General features: G+C 69.7%; 28 protein-coding genes. 10 read left to right on the forward strand and 18 right to left on the reverse strand.

Going from position 1 to position 25,578, the window contains the following annotated elements; translation table 11 throughout:
- The first annotated feature begins 29 nt into the window (after positions 1-29).
- Entirely contained in the window at positions 30-383 is a 354-nt protein-coding gene (locus H4W30_RS08545) for a hypothetical protein (RefSeq protein ID WP_225948825.1), read from the forward strand.
- Here H4W30_RS08545 and H4W30_RS08550 read toward each other — a convergent pair.
- Positions 380-874 carry a hypothetical protein gene (locus tag H4W30_RS08550; RefSeq protein ID WP_192742272.1) on the reverse strand — a complete coding sequence of 165 codons (495 nt, stop codon included), beginning with the start codon at positions 872-874 and terminating at the stop codon, positions 380-382. The genes H4W30_RS08545 and H4W30_RS08550 overlap by 4 nt on opposite strands.
- Positions 875-1,087: 213 nt before the next feature.
- Here H4W30_RS08550 and H4W30_RS08555 point away from each other — a divergent pair, with 213 nt between their 5' ends.
- Entirely contained in the window at positions 1,088-2,224 is a 1,137-nt protein-coding gene (locus H4W30_RS08555; RefSeq protein ID WP_192742273.1) for a serine hydrolase domain-containing protein, read from the forward strand.
- Positions 2,225-2,298: 74 nt separating this feature from the next.
- Here the strand turns inward: H4W30_RS08555 and H4W30_RS08560 are convergent, their stop codons facing one another.
- From H4W30_RS08560 to H4W30_RS08570, 3 genes are all read right to left on the reverse strand, one after another.
- On the reverse strand, positions 2,299-3,042 hold the full coding sequence (locus H4W30_RS08560) for an isocitrate lyase/PEP mutase family protein (RefSeq protein WP_192742274.1): 744 nt from the start codon (positions 3,040-3,042) through the stop codon (positions 2,299-2,301).
- A complete protein-coding gene (locus H4W30_RS08565; protein ID WP_192742275.1) occupies positions 3,039-4,454 on the reverse strand; it encodes an MFS transporter in 1,416 nt (471 codons plus the stop codon). The genes H4W30_RS08560 and H4W30_RS08565 overlap by 4 nt, the downstream gene beginning before the upstream one ends.
- Before the next feature lie 67 nt (positions 4,455-4,521).
- Complete coding sequence (locus H4W30_RS08570) at positions 4,522-5,538, reverse strand: sigma-70 family RNA polymerase sigma factor (protein ID WP_192742276.1); 1,017 nt, start codon at positions 5,536-5,538, stop codon at positions 4,522-4,524.
- 389 nt (positions 5,539-5,927) lie between these two features.
- On the opposite strand from H4W30_RS08570, the gene fusA reads away from it, so the two are divergent.
- Positions 5,928-7,964 (forward strand): elongation factor G, encoded by a 2,037-nt coding sequence (gene fusA / locus H4W30_RS08575; protein WP_192742277.1) that lies wholly within the window; start codon positions 5,928-5,930, stop codon positions 7,962-7,964.
- A gap of 96 nt (positions 7,965-8,060) precedes the next feature.
- Here the strand turns inward: fusA and H4W30_RS08580 are convergent, their stop codons facing one another.
- From H4W30_RS08580 to pdhA, 6 genes are all read right to left on the reverse strand, one after another.
- Complete coding sequence (locus H4W30_RS08580) at positions 8,061-8,828, reverse strand: PE-PPE domain-containing protein (protein ID WP_192742278.1); 768 nt, start codon at positions 8,826-8,828, stop codon at positions 8,061-8,063.
- 74 nt (positions 8,829-8,902) lie between these two features.
- A complete protein-coding gene (locus H4W30_RS08585; RefSeq protein ID WP_192742279.1) occupies positions 8,903-9,253 on the reverse strand; it encodes a VOC family protein in 351 nt (116 codons plus the stop codon).
- The gene (locus H4W30_RS08590; protein WP_192742280.1) at positions 9,207-10,475 is read right to left on the reverse strand and encodes an MFS transporter; all 1,269 of its coding nucleotides are present in this window, start codon (positions 10,473-10,475) and stop codon (positions 9,207-9,209) included. The genes H4W30_RS08585 and H4W30_RS08590 overlap by 47 nt, the downstream gene beginning before the upstream one ends.
- A gap of 81 nt (positions 10,476-10,556) precedes the next feature.
- The gene (locus tag H4W30_RS08595; RefSeq protein ID WP_192742281.1) at positions 10,557-11,750 is read right to left on the reverse strand and encodes a dihydrolipoamide acetyltransferase family protein; all 1,194 of its coding nucleotides are present in this window, start codon (positions 11,748-11,750) and stop codon (positions 10,557-10,559) included.
- Positions 11,743-12,741, reverse strand: a complete 999-nt coding sequence (locus tag H4W30_RS08600; RefSeq protein WP_192742282.1) for an alpha-ketoacid dehydrogenase subunit beta — start codon at positions 12,739-12,741, stop codon at positions 11,743-11,745. Before H4W30_RS08600 ends, H4W30_RS08595 begins: the two co-directional genes overlap by 8 nt.
- A complete protein-coding gene (gene pdhA / locus H4W30_RS08605) occupies positions 12,738-13,829 on the reverse strand; it encodes a pyruvate dehydrogenase (acetyl-transferring) E1 component subunit alpha (protein WP_192742283.1) in 1,092 nt (363 codons plus the stop codon). The genes H4W30_RS08600 and pdhA overlap by 4 nt, the downstream gene beginning before the upstream one ends.
- Before the next feature lie 135 nt (positions 13,830-13,964).
- Here pdhA and H4W30_RS08610 point away from each other — a divergent pair, with 135 nt between their 5' ends.
- Both H4W30_RS08610 and H4W30_RS08615 read left to right on the forward strand, forming a co-directional pair.
- A complete protein-coding gene (locus H4W30_RS08610) occupies positions 13,965-14,447 on the forward strand; it encodes an Lrp/AsnC family transcriptional regulator (protein ID WP_192742284.1) in 483 nt (160 codons plus the stop codon).
- A 294-nt stretch (positions 14,448-14,741) separates the two neighbouring features.
- Positions 14,742-15,203 carry a hypothetical protein gene (locus H4W30_RS08615; protein WP_192742285.1) on the forward strand — a complete coding sequence of 154 codons (462 nt, stop codon included), beginning with the start codon at positions 14,742-14,744 and terminating at the stop codon, positions 15,201-15,203.
- Here H4W30_RS08615 and H4W30_RS08620 read toward each other — a convergent pair.
- Positions 15,160-16,335 (reverse strand): ROK family transcriptional regulator, encoded by a 1,176-nt coding sequence (locus tag H4W30_RS08620; protein WP_192742286.1) that lies wholly within the window; start codon positions 16,333-16,335, stop codon positions 15,160-15,162. The two genes, H4W30_RS08615 and H4W30_RS08620, sit on opposite strands and share 44 nt — an antisense overlap.
- Before the next feature lie 93 nt (positions 16,336-16,428).
- On the opposite strand from H4W30_RS08620, the gene xylA reads away from it, so the two are divergent.
- Positions 16,429-17,598 carry a xylose isomerase gene (gene xylA / locus H4W30_RS08625; RefSeq protein WP_192742287.1) on the forward strand — a complete coding sequence of 390 codons (1,170 nt, stop codon included), beginning with the start codon at positions 16,429-16,431 and terminating at the stop codon, positions 17,596-17,598.
- Here xylA and H4W30_RS08630 read toward each other — a convergent pair.
- A complete protein-coding gene (locus H4W30_RS08630; protein WP_225948827.1) occupies positions 17,582-17,833 on the reverse strand; it encodes a hypothetical protein in 252 nt (83 codons plus the stop codon). The two genes, xylA and H4W30_RS08630, sit on opposite strands and share 17 nt — an antisense overlap.
- Before the next feature lie 12 nt (positions 17,834-17,845).
- Positions 17,846-18,601, reverse strand: a complete 756-nt coding sequence (locus H4W30_RS08635) for a thioesterase II family protein (RefSeq protein WP_192742288.1) — start codon at positions 18,599-18,601, stop codon at positions 17,846-17,848.
- 162 nt (positions 18,602-18,763) lie between these two features.
- On the opposite strand from H4W30_RS08635, the gene H4W30_RS08640 reads away from it, so the two are divergent.
- The gene (locus H4W30_RS08640; protein WP_126735117.1) at positions 18,764-19,141 is read left to right on the forward strand and encodes a hypothetical protein; all 378 of its coding nucleotides are present in this window, start codon (positions 18,764-18,766) and stop codon (positions 19,139-19,141) included.
- Here the strand turns inward: H4W30_RS08640 and H4W30_RS08645 are convergent.
- A complete protein-coding gene (locus H4W30_RS08645) occupies positions 19,138-20,001 on the reverse strand; it encodes an alpha/beta fold hydrolase (protein WP_192742289.1) in 864 nt (287 codons plus the stop codon). The two genes, H4W30_RS08640 and H4W30_RS08645, sit on opposite strands and share 4 nt — an antisense overlap.
- Before the next feature lie 58 nt (positions 20,002-20,059).
- Between H4W30_RS08645 and H4W30_RS08650 the strand changes: the two genes are divergently transcribed.
- Together H4W30_RS08650 and H4W30_RS08655 are read left to right on the forward strand one after the other, a co-directional pair.
- On the forward strand, positions 20,060-20,878 hold the full coding sequence (locus tag H4W30_RS08650) for a helix-turn-helix domain-containing protein (RefSeq protein WP_192742290.1): 819 nt from the start codon (positions 20,060-20,062) through the stop codon (positions 20,876-20,878).
- Between the two features lie 88 nt (positions 20,879-20,966).
- Entirely contained in the window at positions 20,967-21,815 is an 849-nt protein-coding gene (locus H4W30_RS08655; RefSeq protein ID WP_192742291.1) for a fructosamine kinase family protein, read from the forward strand.
- Position 21,816: 1 nt separating this feature from the next.
- Here H4W30_RS08655 and H4W30_RS08660 read toward each other — a convergent pair whose 3' ends face one another.
- Entirely contained in the window at positions 21,817-22,500 is a 684-nt protein-coding gene (locus H4W30_RS08660) for a TetR/AcrR family transcriptional regulator (protein ID WP_192742292.1), read from the reverse strand.
- Positions 22,501-22,593: 93 nt separating this feature from the next.
- Here H4W30_RS08660 and H4W30_RS08665 point away from each other — a divergent pair, with 93 nt between their 5' ends.
- On the forward strand, positions 22,594-23,319 hold the full coding sequence (locus H4W30_RS08665) for an SDR family oxidoreductase (RefSeq protein WP_192742293.1): 726 nt from the start codon (positions 22,594-22,596) through the stop codon (positions 23,317-23,319).
- 115 nt (positions 23,320-23,434) lie between these two features.
- Here H4W30_RS08665 and H4W30_RS08670 read toward each other — a convergent pair whose 3' ends face one another.
- The 3 genes from H4W30_RS08670 to H4W30_RS08680 all read right to left on the reverse strand — a co-directional run bounded on the left by H4W30_RS08670 (position 23,435) and on the right by H4W30_RS08680 (position 25,574).
- Positions 23,435-23,698 (reverse strand): amphi-Trp domain-containing protein, encoded by a 264-nt coding sequence (locus H4W30_RS08670; protein ID WP_192742294.1) that lies wholly within the window; start codon positions 23,696-23,698, stop codon positions 23,435-23,437.
- Positions 23,699-23,779: 81 nt separating this feature from the next.
- Positions 23,780-24,376 (reverse strand): formylglycine-generating enzyme family protein, encoded by a 597-nt coding sequence (locus H4W30_RS08675; RefSeq protein WP_192742496.1) that lies wholly within the window; start codon positions 24,374-24,376, stop codon positions 23,780-23,782.
- Positions 24,377-24,437: 61 nt separating this feature from the next.
- The gene (locus H4W30_RS08680; protein WP_192742295.1) at positions 24,438-25,574 is read right to left on the reverse strand and encodes a Cmx/CmrA family chloramphenicol efflux MFS transporter; all 1,137 of its coding nucleotides are present in this window, start codon (positions 25,572-25,574) and stop codon (positions 24,438-24,440) included.
- Positions 25,575-25,578 lie beyond the last annotated feature (4 nt).

Raw genomic sequence — 25,578 nt, forward strand, 5'->3', positions numbered from 1 at the left:
TATGGAGGGAAGTGGTCACGATGGCGACGATGGACGTCACCGAGGGCGGAGTGCGGGTGAGGTTCTCGGCCTGGGAGCGATTGGCCGTGTGGCGCGACGAAGTGGTCGTGCCGCAAGCGGCGATCAAGGTCGTCGAATACGTCGACGCGCCCTTGCGGCGGACGCGCGGGGGACGGGCCGGCGCGCTGATCAGCGGAGTGCTGAAGGTGGGCTACTGGGGCCTGGGCGCAGGGGTCCGTCAGTTGGTGTCGGCCCGCAGAGGTATGCCGGGGTTGCGGATCGAGATCGATCGCGGGGCCGCCGGGCTCCCGTTCGACGAGGTGCTCGTCAGTGTGCCGAACGCGGCGGAACTCGCCGGCGCGCTCACGCCGAGCAACGCCTAGAGATAGTCGAAGAACCGGTTCCACCACGACGGCGGCCGGTCCGGAGGATAGAGGGCGTCGAATCCGCTGATCCCGGTGTACTTGGTCCACAACGGGTGCTCGGAGACGGGCAGGTAGCCGAGCGCTGCCAGCTCGTCTTCGACCTGCGCCCGGACCGGTGCCGGGAAGAACTCCCGGCCCTCGTCTTCGTCGTAGCTGCCCGGATTTCCCAGTGTCACCGCGACGAGACCGCCGAAATTGCTGACCGTGACGGTCACCTGGTCCCGCGCGGCGATCGCGCTAGCCGGGATCACGATCCGGCCGAGGTGGCTGGCGTCCTGGACGTGGCGGTCGACTTCGCAGGTGCAGCCGAATCGGTGGCCGAGCCGTTCGGCCAGTCGCTCGAAGCGGGCCCGTTCGGCCGGTCCGTCGAAGTCGTGCGGCACCTCCCAGTGGCCGGGTTGGTCCAGCTCGCGCAGCAGTGCCCAGGTCTGCTGTTCGTCGAGGGGCATCGTCGCCTCCCGGCCTCGGGTGGTCTAGTCCACTTACCGAACTGACCTTAGTCAGCCGCATCCCGCGCCGACAATGGTGGGACGAATTCTGGTCCGAAAATTTTCGGCGGGGTAGCGCCTGCGCTACCCGGGATTCGGTAGCCGGCACTCCTGATCTTCGCGCCCGGTTCGGCCAAGGTCGTGGATGTCGATCCGATCGAGCGAGGAGTGCGAATGACAGTACGCAAGAGTGTCGTGGTCCTGACGGTCGCGGGCCTGATGGGCGCCGCGTGGACCACGGCGGCGGACGCGGCCCCGGCCAAGGGGACTGAACTGCAGAAGGGCCTGGACTCGTTGGTGCGTCAGGAGAAGTTCCCGGCCGCGCTCGCCTACGTGGCGGATGGAAGGCGGACGGCGTCGCTGGTCGCGGGGTCTTCGCGGATCGATCGCCAGGTCCCCGTTCCCCGGGACGGCACGGTCCGGGCGGGCAGCAACACCAAGACCTTCACGGCGGTCGCGGTCCTGCAGCTGGTGGCCGAGGGCAAGGTGGAACTGGACGCGCCGATCGAGAAGTACCTTCCCGGGATCGTGCGCGGCGAGGGCATCGACGCCACGAAGATCACCGTCCGGCAGCTGCTGCAGCACACGAGCGGGCTGCCGAACTACACCGAGTACCTCGGGCTGGAGAACTTCGAGCAGGTGCAGCACCGTTACTTCCCGGCCCACGAACTGCTCGCCGCGGCCTTGAGTCACCCGGCGAAGTTCGCGCCCGGCACCAAATGGGAGTACAGCAACACCGGTTACCTGCTGGCGGGCATGCTGATCGAGAAGGTGACCGGACGCCCGATCCAGGAGCAGATCACCGAACGCGTGATCAAGAAGGCGGGCCTGAAGCACACCTACTGGCCGCAGGTCGGCGACCAGACCATCCAGGGACGGCATCCGCAGGGTTACGCCATCGGCAACACCGCCACCGGAAAGGTGATCGACGCGACCGAGCTGGACCCGTCCTGGGGCGGCGCCGCCGGGCAGCTGATCTCGACACCCAGTGACCTCGGCAAGTTCTTCAAGGTGCTGCTCGAAGGCAGGCTGCTGCCCGCCGCGCAGCTGGCCGAAATGCGGAAGACGGTCGACGCGCCGCTGTTCCCCGGCACGAAGTACGGCCTCGGCCTGATGAGCAATCCGCTCAGCTGCGGCGGCGTGTACTGGGGCCACGGCGGGGACATCCACGGTTTCGAAACCCGTGGTGGGGCAACGGAAGACGGCCGGATCGTCGGGCTCGCGGTGACCGCGATGCCGGGCACCTTCGGCGACGGGGAGAAGGGTTCCAAAGCGGTCATGGCCACCGTGGACGCGGCGTTCTGCAAGTGATGGGTACAGGGGGTCGTGAGTGGCGATTCGGGTTCTAACCCGAATCGCCACTCACGACCACCCCGACCCACGGGCTACAGGTTCTCGATGGCCGTCCGGAAACCCGCCAGGGCCGCGAAATAGAAGCGGGGGCCGTACGACACCCGTGCCACGCCGATTTCCCTGAGCGCGGCCAGATCCAGTTCCTCGCCGACGTTGCCGTTCACCGGGCAGGCAAGTTCGGTGACCAGCGCGGCGATATCGGCGCGGCGTCGCACGCCGATCGGATACACGCAGTCGGCACCGGCGTCGCGGTAGAGCCTGCCCCGCCGGATGGCCTCGGCGAGCCTTTCCCGCTCCGGGATCCCGCGGTCGCCCAGGAACGCGTCGACGCGGGCGTTGATCACGATCGGGACGCCCGCCTCGGTCGAGGCGGAGCGGATGTCCGCGAGCCGCTGGGCGTGTTCGTCGGCATCGATCAGCTCACCGGTCCGGTGATCGGTGTCCTCGAGGTTGCAGCCGACGGCGCCGGTCTCCAGCAACCGGTCCACGAACTCCCGCGGCGCCAGGCCGTAGCCCGCTTCCGCGTCCACGGTGACCGGCAAGGAGACCGCGCGGGCGACCCGGCCCGCGGCCGCGAACATCTCCTGCCACGGCGCGCCTTCACCATCGGGGTAGCCGAGCATCGCCGACACGGCGGCACTGGCGGTGGCGATCGCGGGGAACCCCGCCTCCGCCACGACTTCGGCGCTCGCGGCGTCCCAGACATTCGGCAGGACGAGCATTTCCCCGCTGTGCAGGGCACGGAGCGTTTCGGCTCCAGCGTTCAGATCGGTCATCGGTGTCCTCCTTGATCGGTACCGGACAGGGCGGGTGCCCGTGGTGCTTCGGCCGGTCGCCTGCCCGGCATCCCCAAGGCGACCAGCAGTCCCGTGAAGGCGAATGCGACGACGGTGCCCATCGCCGCGGTGAAACCTCCGCCGAATTCCTCCGGTGACCCATGGCTTCCGGAGCCGGCGAAGACGGCGACCGCCACCGCGACGCCGAACACCCCGCCGAAGATCCGCAACGTCATGAACGCGCCCGACGCCTGCCCGATCTCGGGCGGCCGGACGGCGCCGACGACCGAACGCTGTGCGGCGGGCATGGCCGAAGTGAGGCCGACGCCGCTGACGATCAGTCCTGGCAACAGGGTGGCGTAGCTCGTGCCGGGCGCGGCGACCAGGGCGATCCAGCTCATACCCGCGGTCTGGAGCAGCAGCCCGGCGGCCACGAACGTGCGCGCGCTGTGCTTGTCCGCCAGTCTGCCCGCGACGGGCGCGCAGATCATCAGGGTCGCGGTCCACGGCATCAGGCGTAGTCCCGCCTCGAACGGCCCGAGTCCTTGCGCGGTCTGGAAGTACTGCGGCAGGAAGAACAACGTGCCGTACAGCGAGGCGAATACGCAGAAGTTCGCCGCGTTCGCCGTGGAGAAGGCTCGCAGCCGGAAGAACCGCATCGGCAGCATCGGCGCCTCACTGTGCCGTTCCCAGAACACGAACGCGATCACCAGGGCGACGCCGAGCGCCAGTGAGCCGAGTACTTCGCCACTGCCCCAGCCCGCGAGGTTTCCCCGGACCAGGCCCCACACGATGCCCAGCGATCCCAGTGTCACCAGGACGACGCCGCCCATGTCGAATCGCGTGGCCGGTCCGACGCTCTCGTCGACGCGCCGGAGGGTCAGCAGCACCGCGATGGCGCCGATCGGCAGGTTGAGCCAGAAGATCCCTTGCCAGGACAGCCCTTCGGCGATGACACCGCCGATGAACGGGCCGCTGAACGTCGCCAGTCCGGTGAGTCCCAGATAGAGCCCCATCGCCTTGCCCCGCTGTTCGGGCGGGAAGATCGCACTGATCAGGGTGAGCGACAACGGCAGCACCATCGCGGCACCGACGCCCTGCGCGGTCCGCGCGACGATCAGCGTGTCGATATCGGCCGAGAGCGCGCAGCCCACCGAGGCGAGGGTGAACACCGTGAGGCCGGTGACGAACATCCGGCGGCGGCCGAACCGGTCGCCGAGCGCCGCGCCGGTGAGCAGCAAGACGGCGAAGCTGAGGTTGTAGGCGTTGACGGTCCATTCGAGCTGCTCGATCGACGCGGTCAGGTCCTGGCGGATCGTGCCCAGCGCCGTCGTCACGACCTGGCTGTCCAGCGCCATCATGAACGACGCCAGTGAGGCGAGGCCCAGGGTCCAAGCCTGTTTGGGTGTCAAGGTTTCTCCTTGTTCCGGGCATGACGGGACACACGCCCGGCGGGCGTGGCCACGGAAGAGCGGGTGGTCAGCCGCGCAGCGAGCGCGGAAGGCCGAAGGCGGCGAGCAGCGAATTGTCGAGGAACCGGGTCACCGCGGTGATCCGGTCACCGGCCAGTTCCAGCACGAGCACCCCGTGCGCGTGGCCGATCGGCGTCCCCGGATCACGGAGGTAGCAACCGAAGGCGGGCTGGCCGTTCGCCCGGGTCGGGACCAGCGAGTACCGGCGGCCGTCGCAGTACGCGACGGTCGCCAGGAAGTGCCCGACGGCGTCCGGACCCTGATACTCCAGGGGGAGCGGGGGCATGGTCAGCCACGCGTCGTCGGTCAGCAGCGCCACGATGGCCTCGACGTCGCCGGCTTCGAAGGCGCGGGTGAACTCGTCGACGACGCGGCGTTCCCGCGGCGAATCCGGCAGGGGAGCGGTCTCGCGGCCGCCGGGCATCTCCTTGGCCAACGCCGAACGAGCCCGGTTCAACGCGCTGGTCACGGCGTTCTCCGTGGTGTCGAGGATCCCGGCCACCTCGGCGGCGCGGAAACCGAGGACGTCCCGCAGCACCAGCACGGCCCGCTGCTTCGGGGGAAGTTGCTGGAGCGCCGCCAGGAAAGCGAGCGAGATCGACTCCCTTGTCTCGTAGCGCGCCTCCGGGCCGGGAAGCTGATCGGCGATCCCGTCGAGCAGGACGTCGGGGTAGGGCTCCAGCCAGCTGGGTTCAGGGCGGCGGCGCGACGGCTCGGGCAACTCGACCTCCGGTCGGTAGGCCGCGTGGTCGTGCGGGCGGCGGTCGCCCGCACGCAGCGCGTTGAGGCAGCGGTTGGTCGCGATCCGGTACAGCCAGGTCCGCACGGAGGCGCGTTCCTCGTACGTGCCGATCCCGCGCCACGCGGCCAGCAACGTCTCCTGCAGCAGATCCTCGGCGTCCTGTACGGAGCCCAGGATGCGGTAGCAGTGCACCTGCAGCTCACGGCGGTACGGCGCGACGAGGTCACGGAACGCCTCGCCGTCACCGGTCTTCGCCAAGGTCAGCAGCTCGTCCGCCCCCATGCCGGTTCCTTCCTCCTGTGGTGTCCCTCGAAAGGATGGACACCGGCGTCGCCGGAAACTGGTCGGTCGTCGCCCAGTTTCCTCCGAAACCGCGGAAAACCGGTTCCCGGCCCACCTCCGGCTGGCTACACTCCTCGCGAATCATCCCGGCGAGGAAGGACAGGACAGTGCGTCATCACCACGCCGTCGTCGTCCCCTCGGCCCGCTACGAGGTGATCCTCGTGTCTCCGCGCGTCCGGTGCCTGCCGCGCGGCTAGCACCGGCCCGCTGACGAACGCCTGACTTTTCGCGCCCTCTTCCCGTCGTGCCTCGACGGCGAGGGCGCCTGCCCGCGTTCGCCCGAATCGCGCGATCCGAGCTCTGGAGATCACTTTCGAAAGGCCCGCGCCATGCGCACCGTTCCGCTGTCCGCTGTCCGCAATCTAGGCATCCTCGCCCATGTCGACGCCGGAAAGACCACCCTCACCGAACGGATCCTGTACGTCACCGGCACCACCTACAAACGCGGTGAGGTCCATGACGGCACGACCGTGACCGACTTCGATTCCCAGGAGCGCGACCGTGGCATCACCATCTTCGCCGCCGCCGTCAGCTGTACCTGGGACGGCCATCTCGTCAACCTGATCGACACGCCCGGCCACGTCGACTTCTCCGACGAGGTCGAGCGGTCGCTCCGGGTCCTCGACGGCGCCATCGCGGTGTTCGACGGCGTCGCCGGGGTCGAACCGCAGAGCGAATCGGTGTGGCGCCAGGCCGACCGGCACGGCGTACCGCGGATCGCGTTCGTCAACAAACTCGACCGCGCGGGCGCCGATCTGGACGCGGCCGTCGAGTCCATTCGGGAGCGGCTGCATCCGCGTCCGCTGGTGGTCCAGCTTCCGATCGGTGTGGAAGACGGTTTCGTGGGCGTCGTCGACCTGCTGAGGATGCGGTCGCTCGTCTGGGCCGACGGCGCCGGGAAGGCCGAGGACGGACCGGTTCCGGAGTCCCTTGTGGACGAAGCGAACCGGCGCCGCCGGCTGCTCGAAGAGACCGTGGCGGAACTCCATCCGGCCGCGCTGGAGGAGTTCTGCGAGTCTTCGGCGGTGTCGACAGACACGCTGGTCTCGGCGCTGCGCGAGCTGACTCGCACGGGAGACGGCGTCGTGGTGCTGTGCGGCTCGGCCTACCGGAACCGCGGTGTGGAGCCGTTGCTGGAAGCCGTGGTGGCGTACCTGCCCTCGCCGTCGGACGTTCCGCCGGTGCGGGGCGAGTACGAAGGCACGGCCCAGGAACGGCCGGCCGATCCGTCGGCGCCGTTCGCGGCACTGGTGTTCAAGGTGACCTCGACCGCCACCGGGCGGTTGACGTACCTGCGGGTGTATTCGGGCACGATCCGGACTTCGGAGGCGGTGATGGACGTGGGCGCCGGTCGTGTCGAGCGCGTCGGCCGCATCCTGCGAGTCCAGGCGGACCGGCACACCAGGGTGGACAGTGCCGTCGCGGGCGACATCGTCGCGGTGGTCGGACTGAAGACCGCGCGGGCCGGTGCGACGCTGTGCACGCCGTCGGAGCCGCTCCTGCTCGAGCCGCCCGTCGTGGCCGATCCGGTCGTGTCGGTCGCCGTCGAGGCACGGACGGGAACCGAGACGGAACGGCTGATGACGGCGCTGGCGCGGCTGGTCGAGGAGGACCCGTCGCTGGGCATCCGGACCGATCGCGAGACCGGCCAGACCCTGCTGTCGGGAATGGGTGAACTGCATCTGGAGGTGGCGGTGGAGAAGATCCGGCGCGACCACGGGCTCGACGTCGGCGTCGGACGGCCTCGCGTCGCCTACCGGGAGACGGTGGCGCGCGGCGTGTCCGGTTTCGTCTACCGCCACGTCAAGCAGGACGGCGGCGCCGGGCAGTTCGCCCACGTCGTCATCGACACGGAACCCTTGGCGGACGGGGAATTCGAGTTCGAGTCCACTGTGGTCGGTGGCCGGGTGCCGAGGGAATACGTCCGCGCCGTCGAAGCGGGCTGCCGTGACGCCTTGGCGGAAGGGCCGCTCGGCGGTCATCCGGTGACCGGTGTCAGGGTCACGCTGACCGACGGGGCCACCCACTCGAAGGACTCGTCGGAGATGGCGTTCCGGACGGCCGGGCGGTTCGCGCTCCGGGAGGCGTTGCGTGCCGGAGCGATGACACTGCTGGAGCCGGTCGCCGAAGTGACCGTCACCGTGCCCGAAAGCGCCGTCGGCGTGGTGCTCGGTGACCTCGCGGCGCGGCGTGGCCGGGTGCTGGATTCGGCGGTGCGCGCGGGAACGTCCGTGGTCACCGCGACCGTGCCGCTGGCCGAACTGTTCGGCTACGCGACCCGGCTGCGCAGCCGGACCCAGGGCCGGGGCACGTTCACCGCCCGGCCGACCGGGCACGCCCCGGCACCGGTGGAGCCGGTCCGGTAGCTCGACGATGGCCCGCCCACGGCACTGTGGGCGGGCCATCGCCCGAACCGCCGTCACCCGGCGATCGGGCGCCGGGTGACAGCCGTCTTCAGCCGGTCAAGCCACCGGCCACGGCGGACGGCAGTTCTGCCGCGGCAGCGCGTGCGATCCGTTGGTGTACACGCCGTCCGCGATCGTGTCCTCCATGATCGAGCGCCGATCGGTGGGCCGGGCCCACTGGTAACACAGGTGCTGGGCGAAGTACCCACCCGGCGCTTCGATGGTGTCGAAGTGGCAGACACCGTCGGTTTCGATGCAGTAGCGGATGTACGGGATACCGCCGAAGTCGGTGCGGCCGGAGCCGAACGACACGTAGCCGCCGAACGGTGACGGCGCCCCGGTGCCCGGCGGGAGCACCGCGCTGATCCCGCGTCCCGGCGGACCGACGGGCTGCATCGGGTCGGCGAAGATCTTCGCCCTGAACCGCGACTTGTCCACCGCCAGCTTCCCGTCGGCGATGTCATTGAGCACCAGGTTCGCGACCAGCGCGCCCTGCGAGTAGCCGACGACGACGAATTCGGCGCCGGGGTTCTCGTCGAAGGAGCTCTGGGCGACACGGCGGGCTTCTTCGTGCCCGCGCGCGACGCTCTGGTCCATCGGCGTCTGGTCGCAGTTCGGTGCTCCGGCGGCCCCTGCCGGGTAGTGGACGACCTTCTTGATCCCGCCCCGCAACCAGGCGTCGTTGTAGACGGTCGCGGCCCCGTCGCAGGTGCCGCCGATGAGGATGTAGTAGCGCGCCTGGTCGGCCTGTGCCGTCGGCGCGACGGCACCGAGCAGGCCGGCGGCCAGTGCGGTGGCGGCCAGTACCCCCCTGAGTTTCTTCATTCATCGTCCTTTCGTTCGATTACGGTGCGTGTCCGAACGCTAGGGACGAGTCATGAAATTTTGATGAAACCCCCTCAGCGGTGCGCGAGCACGTTGACCACGTGACCACCGGGGTCGCGGACGAAGAACCGCCGGACGCCCCAAGGTTCGTCGGTCAGTTCGTGCACGATCTCGGCACCGGACGCCTTCGCTTCCTCGTACGCCGCGTCGACGTCGTCCACCTGGATCGAGACGGCCGGGACGACGGGCGCCGTCTCGTCGTGGGTCATGAGACTCAGCTGCACTTCCGGCCGCTCCGGATCGGCCAGGGTCACGATCCAGCCGTGGTCCATCACCACTTCGAAGCCGAGCACCCGCTCGTAGAAGGTCTTCGTCTGCTCAAGTGACTTGGTCTCGAGGTCGGCTACCACTCTCTTGATCGGCATGTGCGGATACTGGCACAGGGGTCCGACGGTTTCGGGGGAGCAGGAGCGGGGTCGCCAGCATGAGCGCCCCCGCGATGCCGACCGCCGCACGCGGTCCGATGATCGCGGCGAGCAGGCCCCACAGCGCGGTCAGCGAGGCGGTGGTGAGTTTGCCGGCGATCGACCAGGCCGACAGCGTGCGCGCCGCGCGGTCGATGGGAACTTGTTCGAGCCTGCTGGTGGCGAGCACCGGGTTGAACACGCCGATGCAGGTGATCAAGGCGAACTCGACGACGATGACCAGGATCAGACCGGGAACACCGGGCTGGATGAACACCAGCCCGACGGGCCAGCAGACCCGAAGCCAACCGGCGCCGAAGAGGACCCTGTCCCGGCCGTACCGGGCGACCACGGTCCGCGAGAGCCTCGCCCCGAGCAGCCCGCCGAGACACGGCACGGCGAAGGCCACCGCGTACTCCCACGGCGCGAACCCCAGTTGCCCGAGCATCAGAACGGCCATCAGCGGCGCGGTCGCCATGATCAGGCCGTTGACCACGATCGTGTTGACGAACAGCGGCCGCAGCAACGGGTGGGTGAGGATGAACCGCCAGCCTTCCCGGAGGTCGCGGCCGGTCAGCCGGAGGCCTTCCGGTTTCGCGGGTGGCGGCTCCGAACCACCGACCGCCCGGATCCCGAGCGCCGAAAGCAGATAGCTGACCGCGTCGGCGGCGATCGTGACCACCGGACCGAACAGGCCGACCGCGAACCCGCCCAGCGGGGGGCCGAGGACGGTCGCCGTCCAGGTCGTCGATTCGAACCGGGCGTTCGCGACCAGCAAGTCCTCCCGTGGCAGCAGGGTTTTCAGGAACGCCCCGCTGGCGGCGAGGAAGGTGATGTCGGCCGCCGCGACGACGACGGACACGGCGAGCAGCTGACCGAAACCGAGCAGCCCGAACGCGTACGCCACCGGGACGGTCAGCAGCGCCGCACACCGGACCAGGTCCATCGCGATCATCACCGGCCGTTTGCGGCGGAACTCGACCCAGGGGCCGAGCGGCAGCGCGACCACCGCGCCGGCGACGAGCCCGGCGGACGCCAGGAGCGACACCTCCGTGGTGCCCGCGCCCAGCGCCACGATGGCGATCAGGCTGAACGCGTCGAACGCGAACCTCGTGCCGAACGCGCTCGCCGCGTACGCCGCCCACAGCCAGCCGAACCGTCGCCCCAGCGATCTCCCACCCACTCGCGAGATCCAAGCAAGCCGGGACCCGCAAGTCGAACAACGGTTCGTTGGCGGGTCACAACCGCGGGTTGTGCGACCCGCTCAGAGCTCCCCGAGCGCGGTGACCGGCGATTCGACGCAATCGGCGACGAACCGCAGGAATCCGCCGGCGGTTCCGCCGTCGCACACCCGGTGGTCGAACGCCAGGGTCAGCTCGCAGATCTTGCGCGCCACGAGTGCGCCGTCGACCACCCAGGCGCGGTCGATGATCCGGCCGATGCCGAGGATCGCCGCTTCCGGGTGATTGATGATCGCTGCCGAGCCGTCGACCCCGAACACGCCGTAGTTGTTGACCGTGAAGGTTCCGCCGGTGAGGCCCGCCGGGCCGAGTTTCCCTTCCCTGGCCTGCGTGGTCCGCTCTCCGATCGCGGCCGAGAGCTCCCTTGTGGACAGTGAGCCCGCGTCACGGACCACCGGCACGACGAGACCGCGGTCGGTCTGCGCGGCGAAACCGAGGTTGATGTCCCGCAGCTGGACGATCTCGTCGCCCTCGACGCGCGAATTCAGCTCCGGGTACTTCCGCAGGCCCGCCACGGCGAATCGGGCTACGAGACCCAAAAGACTCACCGGACGATCCGGTGCGGAGGCGTTGAGCGACTTGCGCGCCGCGACGAGCCCGGTCGCGTCGACGTCGACCCAGACCGTCGCTTCGGGGATCTGACGGCGCGAAGTCGTCAGCTTGTCGGCGACCGCCTTGCGCACGCCGGTCAGCGGGATCCGCGTTTCGCCGTCCCTCTGCTCGGGGACGGTGAGCGCCGCTTCGACGTCGGCGCGCCGGATGATCCCGCCCGGACCGCTGCCGGTCAGCTTCGTCAGGTCGATCTTGTTGTCCGCGGCCATCTTGCGGACGAACGGGGAGATCACGCCGGGCGCTTTCGACGGCTTGTCCGGAGCGGTCACGACGGTACGGGTGCGGCGGCGTCTCGTCGTGGTGGTCGTGCCGTAGCCGATGAGGACGTTGCCGCTGCCTTCGCTCGCGGTCGTCACGCCTGGTTCGGCGAAACCGGGGCCGATGGTGAGCAGCGGAGCGCCGACCGGCAGCGACTGGCCGGGTTCGCCGTGGAGGCGGGTGACCACGCCGGCGAACGGCACCGGCACCTCGACCGCTGCCTTCGCGGTCTCCACTTCGACGACGGGCTGGTCGACGCCGACGGTGTCGCCCTCCGCGACGAGCCAGGTGACGATGGTGCCTTCGGTCAGCCCTTCGCCGAGGTCCGGGAGCAGGAAGTCAGGCACCGGCCACCACCGGTTCGTCGTTCCACTGCAGCCGGGCGACGGTGTCCAGGATCCGGTCGACGTCCGGAAGCTGATGGCGCTCCAGTTTCGGCGGCGGATAAGGGATGTCGAGGCCGGTGACCCGCAGGACCGGCGCGTGCAGCTGGTGGAAGCACTGCTCGGTGACCCGGGCGACGACCTCGGCGCCGTAGCCGCCGAACCCGGCGGCCTCGTGGACGACGACCGCGCGCCCGGTGCGGCGCACCGAAGCGGTCACGGTCTCGTCGTCGAACGGGCTGAGCGACCGGAGATCGACGACCTCGACGTCCCAGCCCTCGGCGGTCGCGGCCTCCGCGGTCTCCAATGCGGTGGCGACCATCGGGCCGTACGCGATCAGCGTGACGTCCTTGCCCTCGCGGCGCACGACGGCGCGGTCCATGGCCGCCCCCTCCCGGGTGAAGGACACGGTCTCCTTCGACCAGTAGCGGCATTTGGGTTCGAGGAAGACCACCGGATCCGGTGAGTCGATCGCGTCACGCAGGAGGTCGTAGGCGTCCTGCGGAGTGCCGGGCGTGACGACGCGAAGGCCGGGGGTGTGGGTGTAGTAGGCCTCGCTCGAATCGCAGTGGTGCTCGACGCCGCCGATCCCGCCCGCGTAGGGGATGCGGATGACCATCGGCAGCGACAGCGCGCCGCGGGTGCGGTTGCGCAGCTTCGCGACGTGCGAGGTGATCTGCTCGAAAGCGGGGTAGGCGAAGGCGTCGAACTGCATTTCGACCACCGGACGGAACCCGCCCATCGCCATCCCGACCGCGAACCCGACGATGCCGGACTCGGCCAGCGGCGTGTCGAAACAGCGCTCCTCACCGAAGTCGGCGGTGATGCCGTCGGTCACCCGGAACACGCCGCCGAGCGGGCCGACGTCCTCGCCGAAGATGAGCACGCGGTCGTCGTCCTTGACCGCGTCGCGCAGGGCGGCGTTGAGCGCCTGTGCCATCGAGATCTCGGTCATCGGGCCTCCAGTTCGGCGGCGACCAGCGCGCGCTGGGCGGCGAGCTGGCGGGTCGGGACGGCGTACACGTGCTCGAACAACGACAAGGGGTCGGGCTCGACATCGGCGTTGAGGGTGTCGCGCACCCCGGCGGCGAACGTCTCGGCCTCGGCCCGGAATCGCTCGATATCGTTGCCGGACAACAGGTTCTTGGTGGTCAGATACGTTTCGAGACGGCGCACCGGATCGGCCGCGCGCCACTTCTCGACCTCGGCCTGGTCGCGATAACGGGTCGCGTCGTCGGCGTTGGTGTGCGCGTCGATCCGGTAGGTGTGCGCCTCGACCAGGACGGGCCCGCGACCGGACCGCGCGTGCGCGACGGCGTCGTCCAGCACGGAAAGGACCGCGACGGCGTCGTTGCCGTCGACCTGCTCGGAGCGGACGCCGTAACCGACGCCCTTGTAGGCGAGCGCGGGGGCGGCGCTCTGCTTCTCGAACGGCACCGAGATCGCGAAACCGTTGTTCTGCACGAAGAACACCACCGGCGCCTTGAACACGGCCGCGAAGTTGAGCGCCTCGTGGAAGTCGCCTTCGCTGGTGGCGCCGTCACCGATGAGCGCGAACGCGACGCTGTCTTCGCCGCGGCGCTGCATCGCGTGGGCGAGCCCGGCCGCGTGGAGGGTCTGGGTGGCCAGCGGGGTGCACTGGGGAGCGACACGGGTCTCGGCGGGGTCGTAGCCGCAGTGCGCGTCGCCGCGAAGCAGCGTCAGGATCTCGCCCGGTTCGAGCCCGCGGGCGACGAGCGCGACGGAGTCACGGTAGGTGGGGAAGAGCCAGTCGGCGCCGGTGAGGGCCAGCGCGCTCGCGACCTGGCAAGCCTCTTGGCCGGCACTCGAGGGGTAGACCGCGAGGCGACCCTGCTTCGTCAATGCGGTCGCCTGGGCGTCGAACCGGCGGCCGAGCACCATCAGCCGGTAGGCCTCGACGAGCCGCTCGGACGGCGGCTCGGAGTAGTGACCGTGCTCGTCGACGCGTGTGCCGTCCTCGGCGAGGAACCGCACCGGGACTTCGGACGGCAGCAACGCGGCGGCAGGGGTCTCCCGCGACATGGCGCAGCACCACCTTTCACAGACATATGATGCTGAGATGGTGGTTTCCGGAGTCCCAGTGTTCAAGAGGCACGCGAAATGAGCGACAAACTGTCCGCCGGATCGGTTCAGTCGAGCCAACCGTCCAGTAGTGGCGTGGCTCACGGGCCGGATCCGGGACGAACGGTCCTTGCCCTCGACGACATCGATCGCGCGATCCTCGCCGAACTGACCGCCGACGGCAGGCTCGCCGTCCGCGCCCTGGCGGAACGGCTGCACATCTCGCGCACCAACGCCTACGCGAGACTGGACCGGCTGATGTCCGAAGGCGTCATCACGGGCTTCGGCGCGAGGATCGATCCGCGGCGCGCCGGACTCGGGACGAGCGCGTACATCCTGATCACCGTCGAGCAGACGTCATGGCGGACGATGTCGGCCGAACTGCGGCAGATCCCGTTCGTCGAGCACGTTTCGCTCGTCGGCGGCGACTTCGACATCCTGCTGCTGGTGCGGACGCCGGACAACGCTTCGCTGCGGGACGTCGTGCTGGAACGGCTGCAGGCGCTGGACGGCGTGCGGTCGACGCGGACTTGGCTGATCTTCGAGGAACAGCCGGGCGCTGCCCCTCGTGAGTGGTGAGGACGGTTCTAACCGTCATTGCCACTCACGAGCCTGTAACGCTCTTCGCCTACTCGCCGAATACAGGCGGGTTCGATGGCGGAGATGGAGGGATCATGGCGTGCATGCCAGGCCGGTGGCTCCGTCGGCATCCGGGTCGGTGCGCCGCGGGGGAGACCGGAGCCGTGGCACCCTGTTGACCGAGACGCGCCACCGAACACCCCATTCGGGTGATAACGGTTCGGCATTCGATGTATCTGACCCACTCCCCATTGACACCTTCCTACGATCGCGGCGACTGGGTGGAGGAATGCGGTGACGGTGGAGGGCGCGGGTCAGGACTACCTGACGCGGCAGATCGGGGCTCTGCTCGAAGCGATTCGCGAGGAGGGGCCGGTCGGCGAGGGCAGGCGCAGTTTCCGCATCGCGGGGCATCTCGCGGCGGAGGGCGGGTTCCACCTCGGTGACATCCTCGCCGCGACGGCGCAACTGCTGGCGGTCCACGCGTGGAACAACGGCTACCTCGCGGCGGCGGAGCTGCTGACGCGGCGCATGCGGGATTTCGGTGCCGAATCGGTGGAGCTGGTGCGGTACCTCGTGCGTTTGGAGACCGGCTGCGAGCAGGGCTGGCTCCCGCACGCGGATCGCGACGAACTGATCGCCTACGCCCGGCGCGTCCAGCGTGCCGACATCGAGGAGCGCGCGCAGTCCATCGAGCCGTCGTTGCCTGGGGTCACCGATCCCGAGCGTCCTGATCGGATGGCCAGTGAGTCGTGAGATGGTGCTCGGGGTCCGCGAGGATGCCGCGGATCACCGAGCCGGCGGCCCCGCGAACGGCGGCTCCGGTGCCGAGCGCCGAGCGGACGACCCGCACCGGCGACCACGCCGTGCTGGGCACGCGGCGTTCCAGCTCGGCGAGGAGTGGCTCACGCAGCCACGGCTCCAGTCGCGCGTAGGTTCCGCCTAGCACCACCGCCGGAACGTCCATCAGATTGACCACAGTGGACAGTCCGACGCCGAGGTGCCCGGCGGCGGTGGTCACCGCGGAAACCGCCGCGCCGTCGCCGGATTCCAGTGCGGAGACGAGATCGTCCACCGTGTCCGCGCCCGCGAGCCGCAGGATCTCCTCCTGTCCCGCCATCCGTTCCAGACAACCGTTCGCGCCGCACGAACACGGCGGGCCGTCGGGCGCCACCGGCAGGTGGCCGATCTCGCCGCCCGCGCCGCGGACGCCCTCGAACAGGGCGCGGTCCAGCACGATGCCCGCGCCGATCCCGATCTCCCCGGACACGTGGACGAAATCCGGCAACGCCGAGCCGTGCCAGAGCTCGGCGAGGGCCGCGAAGTTCGCTTCGTTGGCGACGGTGAACGTCTCGCCAAGCCGGTCGGCGAGATCGACGTCGCGCCAGCCCAGGTTGGGCGCGAGCCGCACGAGCCCGGATTCGACCAGGCCCGGAACCGCGATACCGACGCCGCCGACGGGCACGCCCAGCGCGTCGGCCTGCTTCCGCGCGTTGCGCAGGAACGCCGAAACACGCTGGAAGACGCGCGGGGTCCGGTTGTCCGCGTACCGGACCTCCTGCGCCCGGACGGTGCCGGTCAGGTCGACGAGGCAGGACGCCAGGTAGTCGACGCCGATCTCGATGCCGAGCCCATGCGGGCCGGTGGGGGAGAGCGACACCACGGTGCCGCGCCGTCCGGGGCCGACGCGCTGTTCCGGCTCGCCTTCGGCCACGAGATCCGCCGCGATCAGGCGGTCGACCACGGTCGACACGGTGGCCTTCGTGAGTCCGGTGGCGGCGGCGAGGCCTGCCCGCGAAGTACCCGGCCCGTCCGCGATCGCGCCGAGGACGAGGGCGGCGTTGTGCTGCCGCACGGTGTGCTGTCCCGCCGGGCGCGTGCCGATCATCGCGCGATTGTATTCGTTCGATGCCTGAACGAAAGCCTTGACCCGCCGGAGCGCCGCCGATAAGTTCAGGCATCAAACTAATTGGGAGGCGAGATGGCTCAGGCGCCGACGCGTGAGGACAAGTTCAGCTTCGGGCTGTGGACCGTGGGCTGGCAGGCGAACGACATGTTCGGCCCGGCGAGCCGGCCGCCGCTCGATCCGGTCGAAGCCGTGCACCGCCTTTCGGACCTCGGCGCCTGGGGGATCACCTTCCACGACGACGACCTCGTCCCGTTCGGCTCGGCCGACGCGGACCGCGCACGGCACCTCAAGCGCTTCCAGGGTGCGCTCGACGAGACCGGTCTCGTCGTCCCGATGGTCACCACGAACCTGTTCAGCCACCCCGTTTTCAAGGACGGCGGCCTCACCAGCAACGACCGCGACGTCCGCCGGTACGCGCTGCGGAAGGTGCTGCGGAACCTCGACCTCGCCGCCGAACTCGGCGCGTCGACGTTCGTGCTCTGGGGCGGCCGCGAAGGCAGCGAAACCGACGCCGCGAAGGACGTCCGCGCGGCGATGGACCGCTACCGCGAGGGGATCGACTTCCTCGCCCAGTACGTCCTCGACCAGGGCTACGGCCTCCGGCTCGCGCTCGAACCGAAGCCGAACGAACCACGCGGCGACATCCTGCTGCCGACCATCGGGCACGCGCTGGCGTTCATCTCCACGCTGGACAACCACGAGATCGTCGGCGTGAACCCGGAGGTCGGGCACGAACAGATGGCCGGGCTCAACATCGTCCACGGCATCGGGCAGGCCCTGTGGCAGGGCAAGCTGTTCCACATCGACCTCAACGGCCAGCGCGGCCCGCGGTTCGACCAGGACCTTGTGTTCGGGCACGGTGACGTCCTGTCGTCGTTCTTCCTGGTCGACCTGCTGGAGCACGGCGGCTACGACGGACCGCGGCATTTCGACTACAAGCCGCTGCGCACGGAGAACATGGACGGCGTCTGGGCCAGTGCCGAGGCCAACATGGCGAGCTACCTCCTGTTCGCGGAACGCGCCCGCGCGTTCCGCGCCGATCCCGAGGTGCGTGCCGCGCTGGAAACCGCGCTCGTCCCCGAGCTGGCGACGCCGACCCTCGGCGAGGGCGAGACGGCCGCGGATCTGCTGGCCGATCGATCGGCGTTCGAGGACTTCGATCCGGACAAGGCCGCGGAACGCGGCTACGGCTTCATCCGCCTGTCCCAGCTGGCCCTCGAACACCTCACCGGGGCACGCTAGAACCGGTCGACGTCCAGGACGGCCTTGGCGAACTCCGCCGGGGCCTCCTGCGGACGTTGTGGCCGATCCCGCTCAGCACGCAGTGCTCGGACTTGCCGGAGAACTTCGGCCGGTACGCCTTCCCGTCGGTGTTCGGGCCGTCGAAATCGCCGCCGATGGTGATGGTGGGCACCGAGACCGCCGGCCCCTGCGCGAACCTTCTCCTGCTGGTGCGGCGACCGTCGGACGACGTCACCGGTGCAAGTCACTAGGCGACTTCCGGCTCGACGGCCACGAAGGCCGCTTCCAGCCTGCGGATCCGGGCCCAAAACTCGGACTCCCGGCCTGATTCGAGTACGCCCAGATATCCACCGGGTACGACGCGCCCCACGAACGGACCGGACGTCCAGACCCGCCAGCCGCCCGTGGCGTCGTCGCCCGAAGCGGACGCGGGATCGTCGGTGCCGCGGATCGCCGCGATGGGGCACGGGAGCCGCGTCCTGGCGGGCCCGCGGTAGGCGTTCAGCAACTGGAGGTCGCCGAGAAGCAGGTCCAGGGCGTACTCCCAGCTTTCGGGCGAGTCGCGGTAGCCCGCGACGGGGGTGAGCCCGGTGCGGCCGAACACCCGTCCCATCGCCGACGCGCCCGCCTTGGCGTTCTTGTCCGGTGAGCGCCGCTGCGGCGCACACGCGTCGACGACGATCAGGGCGCCGGGGGCGACGCCGAGCCGTTGAGCGGTCTCCAACGCCACGAAGGCACCCATGCCGAAGCCGATCGCCACGGAACGGGAGAACCACGCCGTCGGTGTCGCGGCGGCAAGGTGTGTGGCGAGTTCTTCGAGAGACGACGCCGGGGATTCCGCGAGCCGCTCGCCATGTCCGGGATATTCGAAGGCTCGGATGTCCGCGTCGACCGCGCCCGCGAGCGCGTCGAACGCCCGGCTGATGCCGCCCGCGGGCGGAAACAGCAGGTAGCCGGGTCCGCGACTGTCTGATGTGGACAGTGAAACCAATGCGGCCGTCATGATCCGAAAGATACGCGCGATTAACCCGAACGGGGTAACGGTTCGGATTCGACCAAGATCAATTCACCCGGCTGAGGGAGGTTTCGGCGAGAAGGTTGCCCGGCCGTGTCGTATCTGGCGCTTCCCGTTCGACGTCCTGATAAGAGCCGGAAGGAGAAAGCGATGAACACCACGACACTGGCCTCGACCACGCGGCTGAACCCGGTGAGCCGCACCCTGCCGGTTCTGCTGGCGATGGAGGACGACGCCGAAGACGTCGGCCGCCTGTCCCCGGACGACCGCCTGACCTGCCACGTGCACGGCCGCTGGATCCACCAGTGCGTGGCTTCTCCGCTGCACGTCAACCCGATCACGCGGCACCGCTGGTGCCGTTCGTGCGCGACCGCGTTGACCGTTTCGGTCGACGAACTGTCCGGCGACGTCACGATGTCCTGTCCTCGGTGCGGCCACGGCGAAAGCGCCGCCTCGGCCCGGCTGATCGCCGCCTGTCGCGCGAGTTTGGCGGCGGCACGCCGAGGCGCCGGCGCGCGGGCGGCCTAGGCAACCGTGCCGAGGATTCGCTCGATGATCAGCTCGCGATCCCGCGGGCGGAGATAGAGGTAGTGACCGGCGTCCGGCAGGATTTCGACGTCGGCATGGGGGAGCAGGCTTTCCAGCCGGGCCGCGGCAGCGGCGGAATCGTGCACGACGCTGCGCCCGCCGAACAACGCGAGCGTGGGAACTTCGATGGACCGCAACGCCTCCTCGGCCGGGCAGGCCTGGAACGGCACCCGGGCGCGATAGCACCGGATCCCGGCGAGCACGAGCCGGGCGGCGGGCTGATCGAAGACGTCTTCGCCGGCGGACCACGTCAAGAACCGGCGCCACAGCCGGTCGCTGTCGAGTACGGCGGCGACCAGCCCGTACAGGAACACCTTCCGGGTGAAGGGCGCCGAGACGGTGGTCGCGTCCAGCAACGCGATGGAGTCGAGTCTTCCGGGCGCGTGGATCGCCTGGTTGATCGCGTGCCAGCCACCGGTCGAACCGCCGACGAGACGCACTCCGGTCAGCCCCAGGTTCTCGAAGACGTCGTCGAGGGCACTCGCGCGGTCGCGGACCTCCTTGAACGGAACCTTCTGCACGCTTCGACCCGCTTCGCCGAGAGTGTCGATCGCGTAGACGGTGTGCCGTGACGCCAAGGCGGGGATCAGTGCCGCGAAGCAAGCCGAGGTCGCCAGGAGTCCAGGCAGCAGGACGATCGGAGTGCCACCGTCGCCGTAGCGGTAGACCCGCGTGGTGCCGTGACGGGTTTCGACGTCGAAGACCGCGCCCGGTTCCGGACATTCGGCCATGGCGCGGTCATAGGCGGCGAAGTAGCGTTTTTCGGCCGCAGGATTTCTGAAACCCCCGATTTTGTTCATGAGCGGAACGGTAGGAAAGGCCGTCATCCTGGTCTTGAACGAAAGTAAGATGACGGGCATGGGCGGGTGGGGACTCGTGGTGCCGCGGCGGGACATCGTCCGCGCGCCCGGCGAGCGGGTCCTCCGATGGCCGCACCCCGCCCTCGGCGCTCATGTGTCGAGCTATGTCGCGCACGATCTTCCCGACGCGGGAACGAACTCCTGGCAGGTCACCCCGTTGTCCGTGCTCACCTGGGTGATCGACCTCGACGCGCCGGCCAGGGGGCCGGACATCCCCGTTTCGCCGGTAATGGGCTTGCGAGACCGGCCGTTGCGGGTCGACCAGGCCGGCGCTTCGCGTGGGATCGTCGTCACCCTGACGCCGCTCGGTTCGTACGCGTTGTTCGGAATTCCGTTGCGGGAACTGTCGAATTCGGTTGTCGCGGCGTCGGATCTGCTGCCGTCGGCGTCGTTGACCGAACAACTGGCCGAGGCCGCGGACTGGCCGGAGAGATTCCGGCTGCTGGACGAGTACCTCGCGGCGAGGCTCGCTCGCGGCCCCGCACTGGCACCACCTGTCCGATACGCGTGGGACAGGCTTTGCGCTGGCCCTGTCCGTGTCGACGTCCTCGCGGACGAGATCGGCTGGAGCAGACAGCACCTCAACGTCCGGTTCCGGGAACAGATCGGCCTGAACCTCCGCAAGGTCGGACGGATCGCCCGGCTCAATCGCGTGCTGGCACTGCTGGACAGGGCACCGTCGCTGTCCTGGGCGGAGGTCGCGCATTCGAGGGGTTTCAGTGACCAGGCGCACCTCGTCCGAGAGTTCCGGGCGTTGACCGGACACAGCCCGACCGAGGCCGGGAAACCGGCGGGGTTGTTCGTTCCGCCCCGGTGAAAGGCCGTTCGTCTCTCGAAAGCACACGCACGCGGATTTCCCGCCGTACAACGAGCGTTCACCCGATCGGCGGAGGTAGGTTGCGAGCATGACCCAGGTTTCGACTCCTGCCGAGGCTGCCACGAAGATCACCGGACGCGCCGTCGCCGGGCAACGGAGCCTGTCGAGCGGGGTGACGGAGGTGGTACTCGACAGCGGCGACACCGTGGTCGTCAAACGAGGCCACGCCCGGAACGCGACACCGGCCGAGGCCGCGGGCCTGCGGTGGTTGGGGGAACCCGGCGCGGTGCGGGTGCCCGAGGTTCGCGGGCACGACGGCGAGTGGCTGGTCACGGAACTGGTCGGTGGCGGACGGCCGACGCATCACGCGGCGGAGCGGCTGGGGAGGGGGCTCGCGGAGCTGCACGCGGCGGGCGCGCCGTCGTTCGGCGCGGCGCCGCCGGACGGGCCCGCCGACGCGTGGATCGGCCTGGCCCCGATGGAGAACACGCGGGGCGACGACTGGCCGACGTGGTACGCCGAACATCGGGTGCTGCCCTACGTCCGTCGCGCGGTCGACGAGGGCACGCTGACCGGTGACGAAGCCGCTGTCATCGAGCGGGCATGCGCGCGGCTCCCCGAAGTGTCCGAACCTCCCGCGCGCCTGCATGGCGACTTGTGGAACGGCAACGTGCTGTGGGGAGCCGTCGAGGCGTCGCTCATCGACCCGGCCGCTCATGGTGGGCATCGCGAAACCGATCTGGCGATGCTGCAGTTGTTCGGCTGTCCGCTGCTCGACCGGGTGCTCGCCGCCTATCAGGAGGTCGCCCCGCTCGCCGACGGCTGGACCGACCGGATCGGCGCGCACCAGCTGTTCCCGCTACTGGTGCACACCGTCCTTTTCGGACGGTCCTACGCCGGGCAGGCGGTCGCGGCGGCCAAGGCCGTCGGCCGGTAGCTCAGCGCGCGAGCCGGTCGAGCCATTCGCCGAGCATCGCCTGTTCGGCGGGGGTCAGGGCGTCAACGGGTTCCTTGTCCAGCGCGGCTTTGAGCGCGATCGCGCGGCTGGGGATGTCCGAAGCCTTGTCCGCCTTGTCGTCGCTGTCGGTGGTGATCGCCGCGATCACGTGTTCGCGCGCGGCGATGATCAGGTCCGGATCGCGTTGCTCCGGCGGGCTCGCGAGGAACGAGAGGATCACCCCCATCCCGGTCGCGTGCACCAGCTGCGCGGCCTGTTCGACCGGGACGCGCAGCCTGCCCGCCTCGGCGATGCGTTCGATGATCCGGCGGAGCATCGCGTCGGCCTCCCGGCGCGCTTCGCGGACCCGGGGCTCGCCGTACATGAGCATGTAGAAGGCGGGCTGGTGCAGGCCGAACTCGACGTGCAGGTCCCAGCCTCTCCGGAGGTCGCGCACCGGGTCGCCGGTCTGCCCGAGAGCGTGCTTTCCCTCCAGGTAGCTCTTGAAGCCGTATGAGGCGACGGCATCGAGAAGACCGTTCTTGTCGCCGAAGGTCCGGTAGAGCGTCGGCGCCTGCACCCCGGCGGCGGCGCTGACCGCACGCGTCGACAGCGCCTCGCGCCCGCCCTCCTCCAGGAGCTCCGCCGCCGCGCGGATCAGCCGGTCCTTCGTCGTCGAACTCATGTATCGATGATAACACCGATCAGGTAGCGGTGGTTCGATATCGCTGATAAAGTGATCTCGTTAGCAACGGAAACCCCTGATGGGAGTACTGACATGGCACGCATAGCGATCGTCACCGGCGGGTCGCGGGGCATCGGCAGGCAGTCGGCCGAACGGCTGGCGTCCGACGGGTTCGCGGTCGTCGTCGTATACGGCGGCAACAAGGACGAGGCGCGGGCCGCGGTCGACGCGATCACCGCCGGCGGAGGTCAGGCGATCGCGGCGCAGGCCGACGTCGCCGACGAGCAGGCCGTCGCGGCCGTGTTCGACACCGCGGAGAAGACCTTCGGCGGAGTCGACGTCGTGGTCCACGCCGCGGGCGCCCTGCACCTCGCGCCGGTGGCCGAACTGGACCTCGACCAGTTGGACCGGTTGCACCGCACCAACATCCGCGGCACCTTTGTGGTCGATCAGCAGGCCGCCCGCCGCGTCCGCGACGGTGGCGCGATCATCAACTTCTCCACGTCGGTGCTCGGCCTCGCGCTGCCGGGCTATGCCGCCTATGCCGCCTCGAAGGGCGCGGTCGAGGCGATCACCCTGGTCCTGGCCCGTGAGCTGCGCGGTCGCGACATCACCGTGAACGCGGTCGCTCCCGGTCCGACCGCCACGGCGTTGTTCCTCGACGGCAAGGACGAAGCGACCATCGCGAGCATGGCGGCGCAGCCCCCGCTCGAACGCCTCGGCACGCCGTCCGACATCGCCGAGGTCGTCTCGTTCCTCGCCGGACCGGCGCGGTGGGTCAACGGCCAGGTCCTTCGTGCCAACGGTGGCATCGTCTGAGCGGTGACCCGGATTCCGGGCCCGGGCGCGTCGCGAAAGTCGCTTTCGCGACATGAAAAGCGGGCGGGCCCGCCGCCGAAGCACGAGCCCGCCCGAGTCCTTTGTAGACGGTAGATCAGACGACGGTGCCCTCGGAGTCGTCGTCCGAGTCGGTCTCGTCGATCTTCCACTTCAGCTGGAACTCGACCTCTTCCTCGCCGTCACCGCGCTCGTGCTCGATCGAGAACTGCGCGCGGGCCGGGACGCGGAACCGTTCCCCGGCGATCTGGATGCGGAAAGAGGTCTCGGATTCGAGCGCGTCGGCGAGCCGGCGCAGTTTCGCGACGACGTCGGCGGTGGAGTAGACGCGTTCGACGTCTCGGGGAGCGGTTCCGGTCACGGTTTCCTCCAGGGTCCGACACCCTGGCCGGGTGTCCGTGCCGTCATTCAATCGCGTGATCATCATGCCGTGGCGGCGGGGTCACAGTGACCGGGCGAGGCGGAAGCCGACGTCGTCGACACGGAAGGTCGGGTGGCTGCGGCGCCGGACCGAGGCCCGGCAGCTCCAGTGCTCGTCGAACCAGCCGCCGCCCTTCAGGACGCGGTACTCGCCGTACACCTCGGCGTCGTACACGTCCCAGCACCACTCCCAGACGTTCCCGAGCATGTCGTGCAGGCCCCAGGCGTTGGGCGCCTTGCGGCCGACTTCGTGCAGGGACTCCGCGGAGTTCTCGCGGTACCAGGCGATTTCGTCGAGCGGCCCGTAGCGGGGGCCGGTCGTGCCGGCGCGGCAGGCGTGCTCCCATTCCGCCTCGGACGGCAGCCGGTAGCCGTTCGCTGCCCGATCCCAGGCCGGGGGATCGAGCTGGTAGACGGGAGTCAGGCCTTCGCGTTCGGACAGGGTGTTGCAGAACGCGAGGGCGTCTTGCCAGGAGACGTCGACGAGGGGGAGCCTGCCGGTCTCACGGGTGACCGGAACCGGGGCGAGCAGAAAGGACGCGACCTCGACGGTCCAGTTCCGCTGTGTCCGCCGGTCCGTCAGCGTCACCTCGCCCGCGGGCACAGTGATCATCTCCATGATGCGGCCGATGCTACCCAGCGTGCGGGCGGGTGGCTCGACGTCCACCCGCCCGCACGGTTCACGAGCGCTTCTCTCGCAGGACGAGCGGCAGCGCGAGGAGAGTGATCGCCGCGCTGATCCAGATGGCGTATCGGTAGTCACCGGTCGACTCCGTGACGAAACCGGCGAGCACCGGGCCCAGGAACGCGCCCGCGTTGAGCGCGACCGTCGCGAACGAGCCACCGAGCGTCGGAGCTCCCGGAGCCACGTGCATGACCCGGGCGACGAGTGCGGAACCACAGCCGAACGAAAGTCCACCTTGGACGGCCGTCACGACGAACAGGGCGACCGGGTGCGTGCCGACGATCGCCAGCACCGCCCAGCCCACCGGCAGGGCGCACAACCCGACCACCAGGCCGCGCCGGAGCTCACCGTCTCCCTTGCGACCCGCGACGGTGACGCCGAGGAACGCGCCGACGCCGAAAGCCGCCAGCAGGCCGGAAACCGCCCCTGCTGGGAGGTGGGCGACATCCGTCGCGATGACCGCGAGGAAGGCGAACGTCGCGAAGGTGGCGCCGTTCACCAATGCGCCGAGGAGCATCGCCTGCCGCACGGGAGGAGCCTTCAGCTCACGTGCTTCGCGCCTGATCGAGACTTCGTGTGGCTCCGCCGCGCCGGCCGGCGCGGAACGGAACACCAGCACCAGCGCGGGAACGCACAACGCGGCGACGGCCCAGAACGCGGAACGCCAGCCCGCGAGGTCGCCCAGCACGGCACCCGCCGGCACTCCGGCGACACACGACAGCGTGATACCCGCCAGCAGCACCGCGGTCGCCCGCGCTTGCTTTCCCGGCGGCGCCAGGGCGACCGCCACGGGCATGGCGACGGCGAGGAAGCCGGCGTTGACGATGGCCGCGACGATCCGGGTGGCGAACAGCAGCGGGAAACTCGTCGTCACGGCGCCGATGACGTGCACCACGACGAAGGCGGTCAGGAAACCGGCCAAGGCCCGGCGGCGAGGCCATCGCGCGCTGAGCACGGCCATGGCTGGTGCGCCGACGATCATCCCGACGGCGTAGGCCGACGTCAGCGCGGCGGCGGCACCCACCGGGACGGACAGGTCACCGGCGATCCCCGGCACGAGACCGGAAGCCATGAATTCGGAGGTGCCTTGCGCGAAGACGGCAAGGCCGAGGACATAGACGAACAGGGGCAACGGA

It is taken from the genome of Amycolatopsis roodepoortensis (genome assembly GCF_014873915.1).
Taxonomy (GTDB): Bacteria; Actinomycetota; Actinomycetes; order Mycobacteriales; family Pseudonocardiaceae; genus Amycolatopsis; species Amycolatopsis roodepoortensis.

Excerpts from the sequence above, each read along its gene's own strand:
- H4W30_RS08545 (WP_225948825.1), top strand. The coding sequence starts at position 30 with ATGGACGTCACCGAGGGCGGAGTGCGGGTGAGGTTCTCGGCCTGGGAG.
- xylA (WP_192742287.1), top strand. The coding sequence starts at position 16,429 with ATGGCTCAGGCGCCGACGCGTGAGGACAAGTTCAGCTTCGGGCTGTGG.
- H4W30_RS08555 (WP_192742273.1), top strand. The coding sequence starts at position 1,088 with ATGACAGTACGCAAGAGTGTCGTGGTCCTGACGGTCGCGGGCCTGATG.
- H4W30_RS08600 (WP_192742282.1), bottom strand. The coding sequence starts at position 12,741 with ATGACCGAGATCTCGATGGCACAGGCGCTCAACGCCGCCCTGCGCGAC.
- H4W30_RS08560 (WP_192742274.1), bottom strand. The coding sequence starts at position 3,042 with ATGACCGATCTGAACGCTGGAGCCGAAACGCTCCGTGCCCTGCACAGC.
- H4W30_RS08585 (WP_192742279.1), bottom strand. The coding sequence starts at position 9,253 with ATGCCGATCAAGAGAGTGGTAGCCGACCTCGAGACCAAGTCACTTGAG.
- H4W30_RS08580 (WP_192742278.1), bottom strand. The coding sequence starts at position 8,828 with ATGAAGAAACTCAGGGGGGTACTGGCCGCCACCGCACTGGCCGCCGGC.
- H4W30_RS08665 (WP_192742293.1), top strand. The coding sequence starts at position 22,594 with ATGGCACGCATAGCGATCGTCACCGGCGGGTCGCGGGGCATCGGCAGG.
- H4W30_RS08640 (WP_126735117.1), top strand. The coding sequence starts at position 18,764 with ATGAACACCACGACACTGGCCTCGACCACGCGGCTGAACCCGGTGAGC.
- H4W30_RS08645 (WP_192742289.1), bottom strand. The coding sequence starts at position 20,001 with ATGAACAAAATCGGGGGTTTCAGAAATCCTGCGGCCGAAAAACGCTAC.
- H4W30_RS08550 (WP_192742272.1), bottom strand. The coding sequence starts at position 874 with ATGCCCCTCGACGAACAGCAGACCTGGGCACTGCTGCGCGAGCTGGAC.
- H4W30_RS08675 (WP_192742496.1), bottom strand. The coding sequence starts at position 24,376 with ATGGAGATGATCACTGTGCCCGCGGGCGAGGTGACGCTGACGGACCGG.
- H4W30_RS08570 (WP_192742276.1), bottom strand. The coding sequence starts at position 5,538 with ATGGGGGCGGACGAGCTGCTGACCTTGGCGAAGACCGGTGACGGCGAG.
- fusA (WP_192742277.1), top strand. The coding sequence starts at position 5,928 with ATGCGCACCGTTCCGCTGTCCGCTGTCCGCAATCTAGGCATCCTCGCC.
- H4W30_RS08650 (WP_192742290.1), top strand. The coding sequence starts at position 20,060 with ATGGGCGGGTGGGGACTCGTGGTGCCGCGGCGGGACATCGTCCGCGCG.
- pdhA (WP_192742283.1), bottom strand. The coding sequence starts at position 13,829 with ATGTCGCGGGAGACCCCTGCCGCCGCGTTGCTGCCGTCCGAAGTCCCG.
- H4W30_RS08660 (WP_192742292.1), bottom strand. The coding sequence starts at position 22,500 with ATGAGTTCGACGACGAAGGACCGGCTGATCCGCGCGGCGGCGGAGCTC.
- H4W30_RS08655 (WP_192742291.1), top strand. The coding sequence starts at position 20,967 with ATGACCCAGGTTTCGACTCCTGCCGAGGCTGCCACGAAGATCACCGGA.
- H4W30_RS08635 (WP_192742288.1), bottom strand. The coding sequence starts at position 18,601 with ATGACGGCCGCATTGGTTTCACTGTCCACATCAGACAGTCGCGGACCC.
- H4W30_RS08620 (WP_192742286.1), bottom strand. The coding sequence starts at position 16,335 with ATGATCGGCACGCGCCCGGCGGGACAGCACACCGTGCGGCAGCACAAC.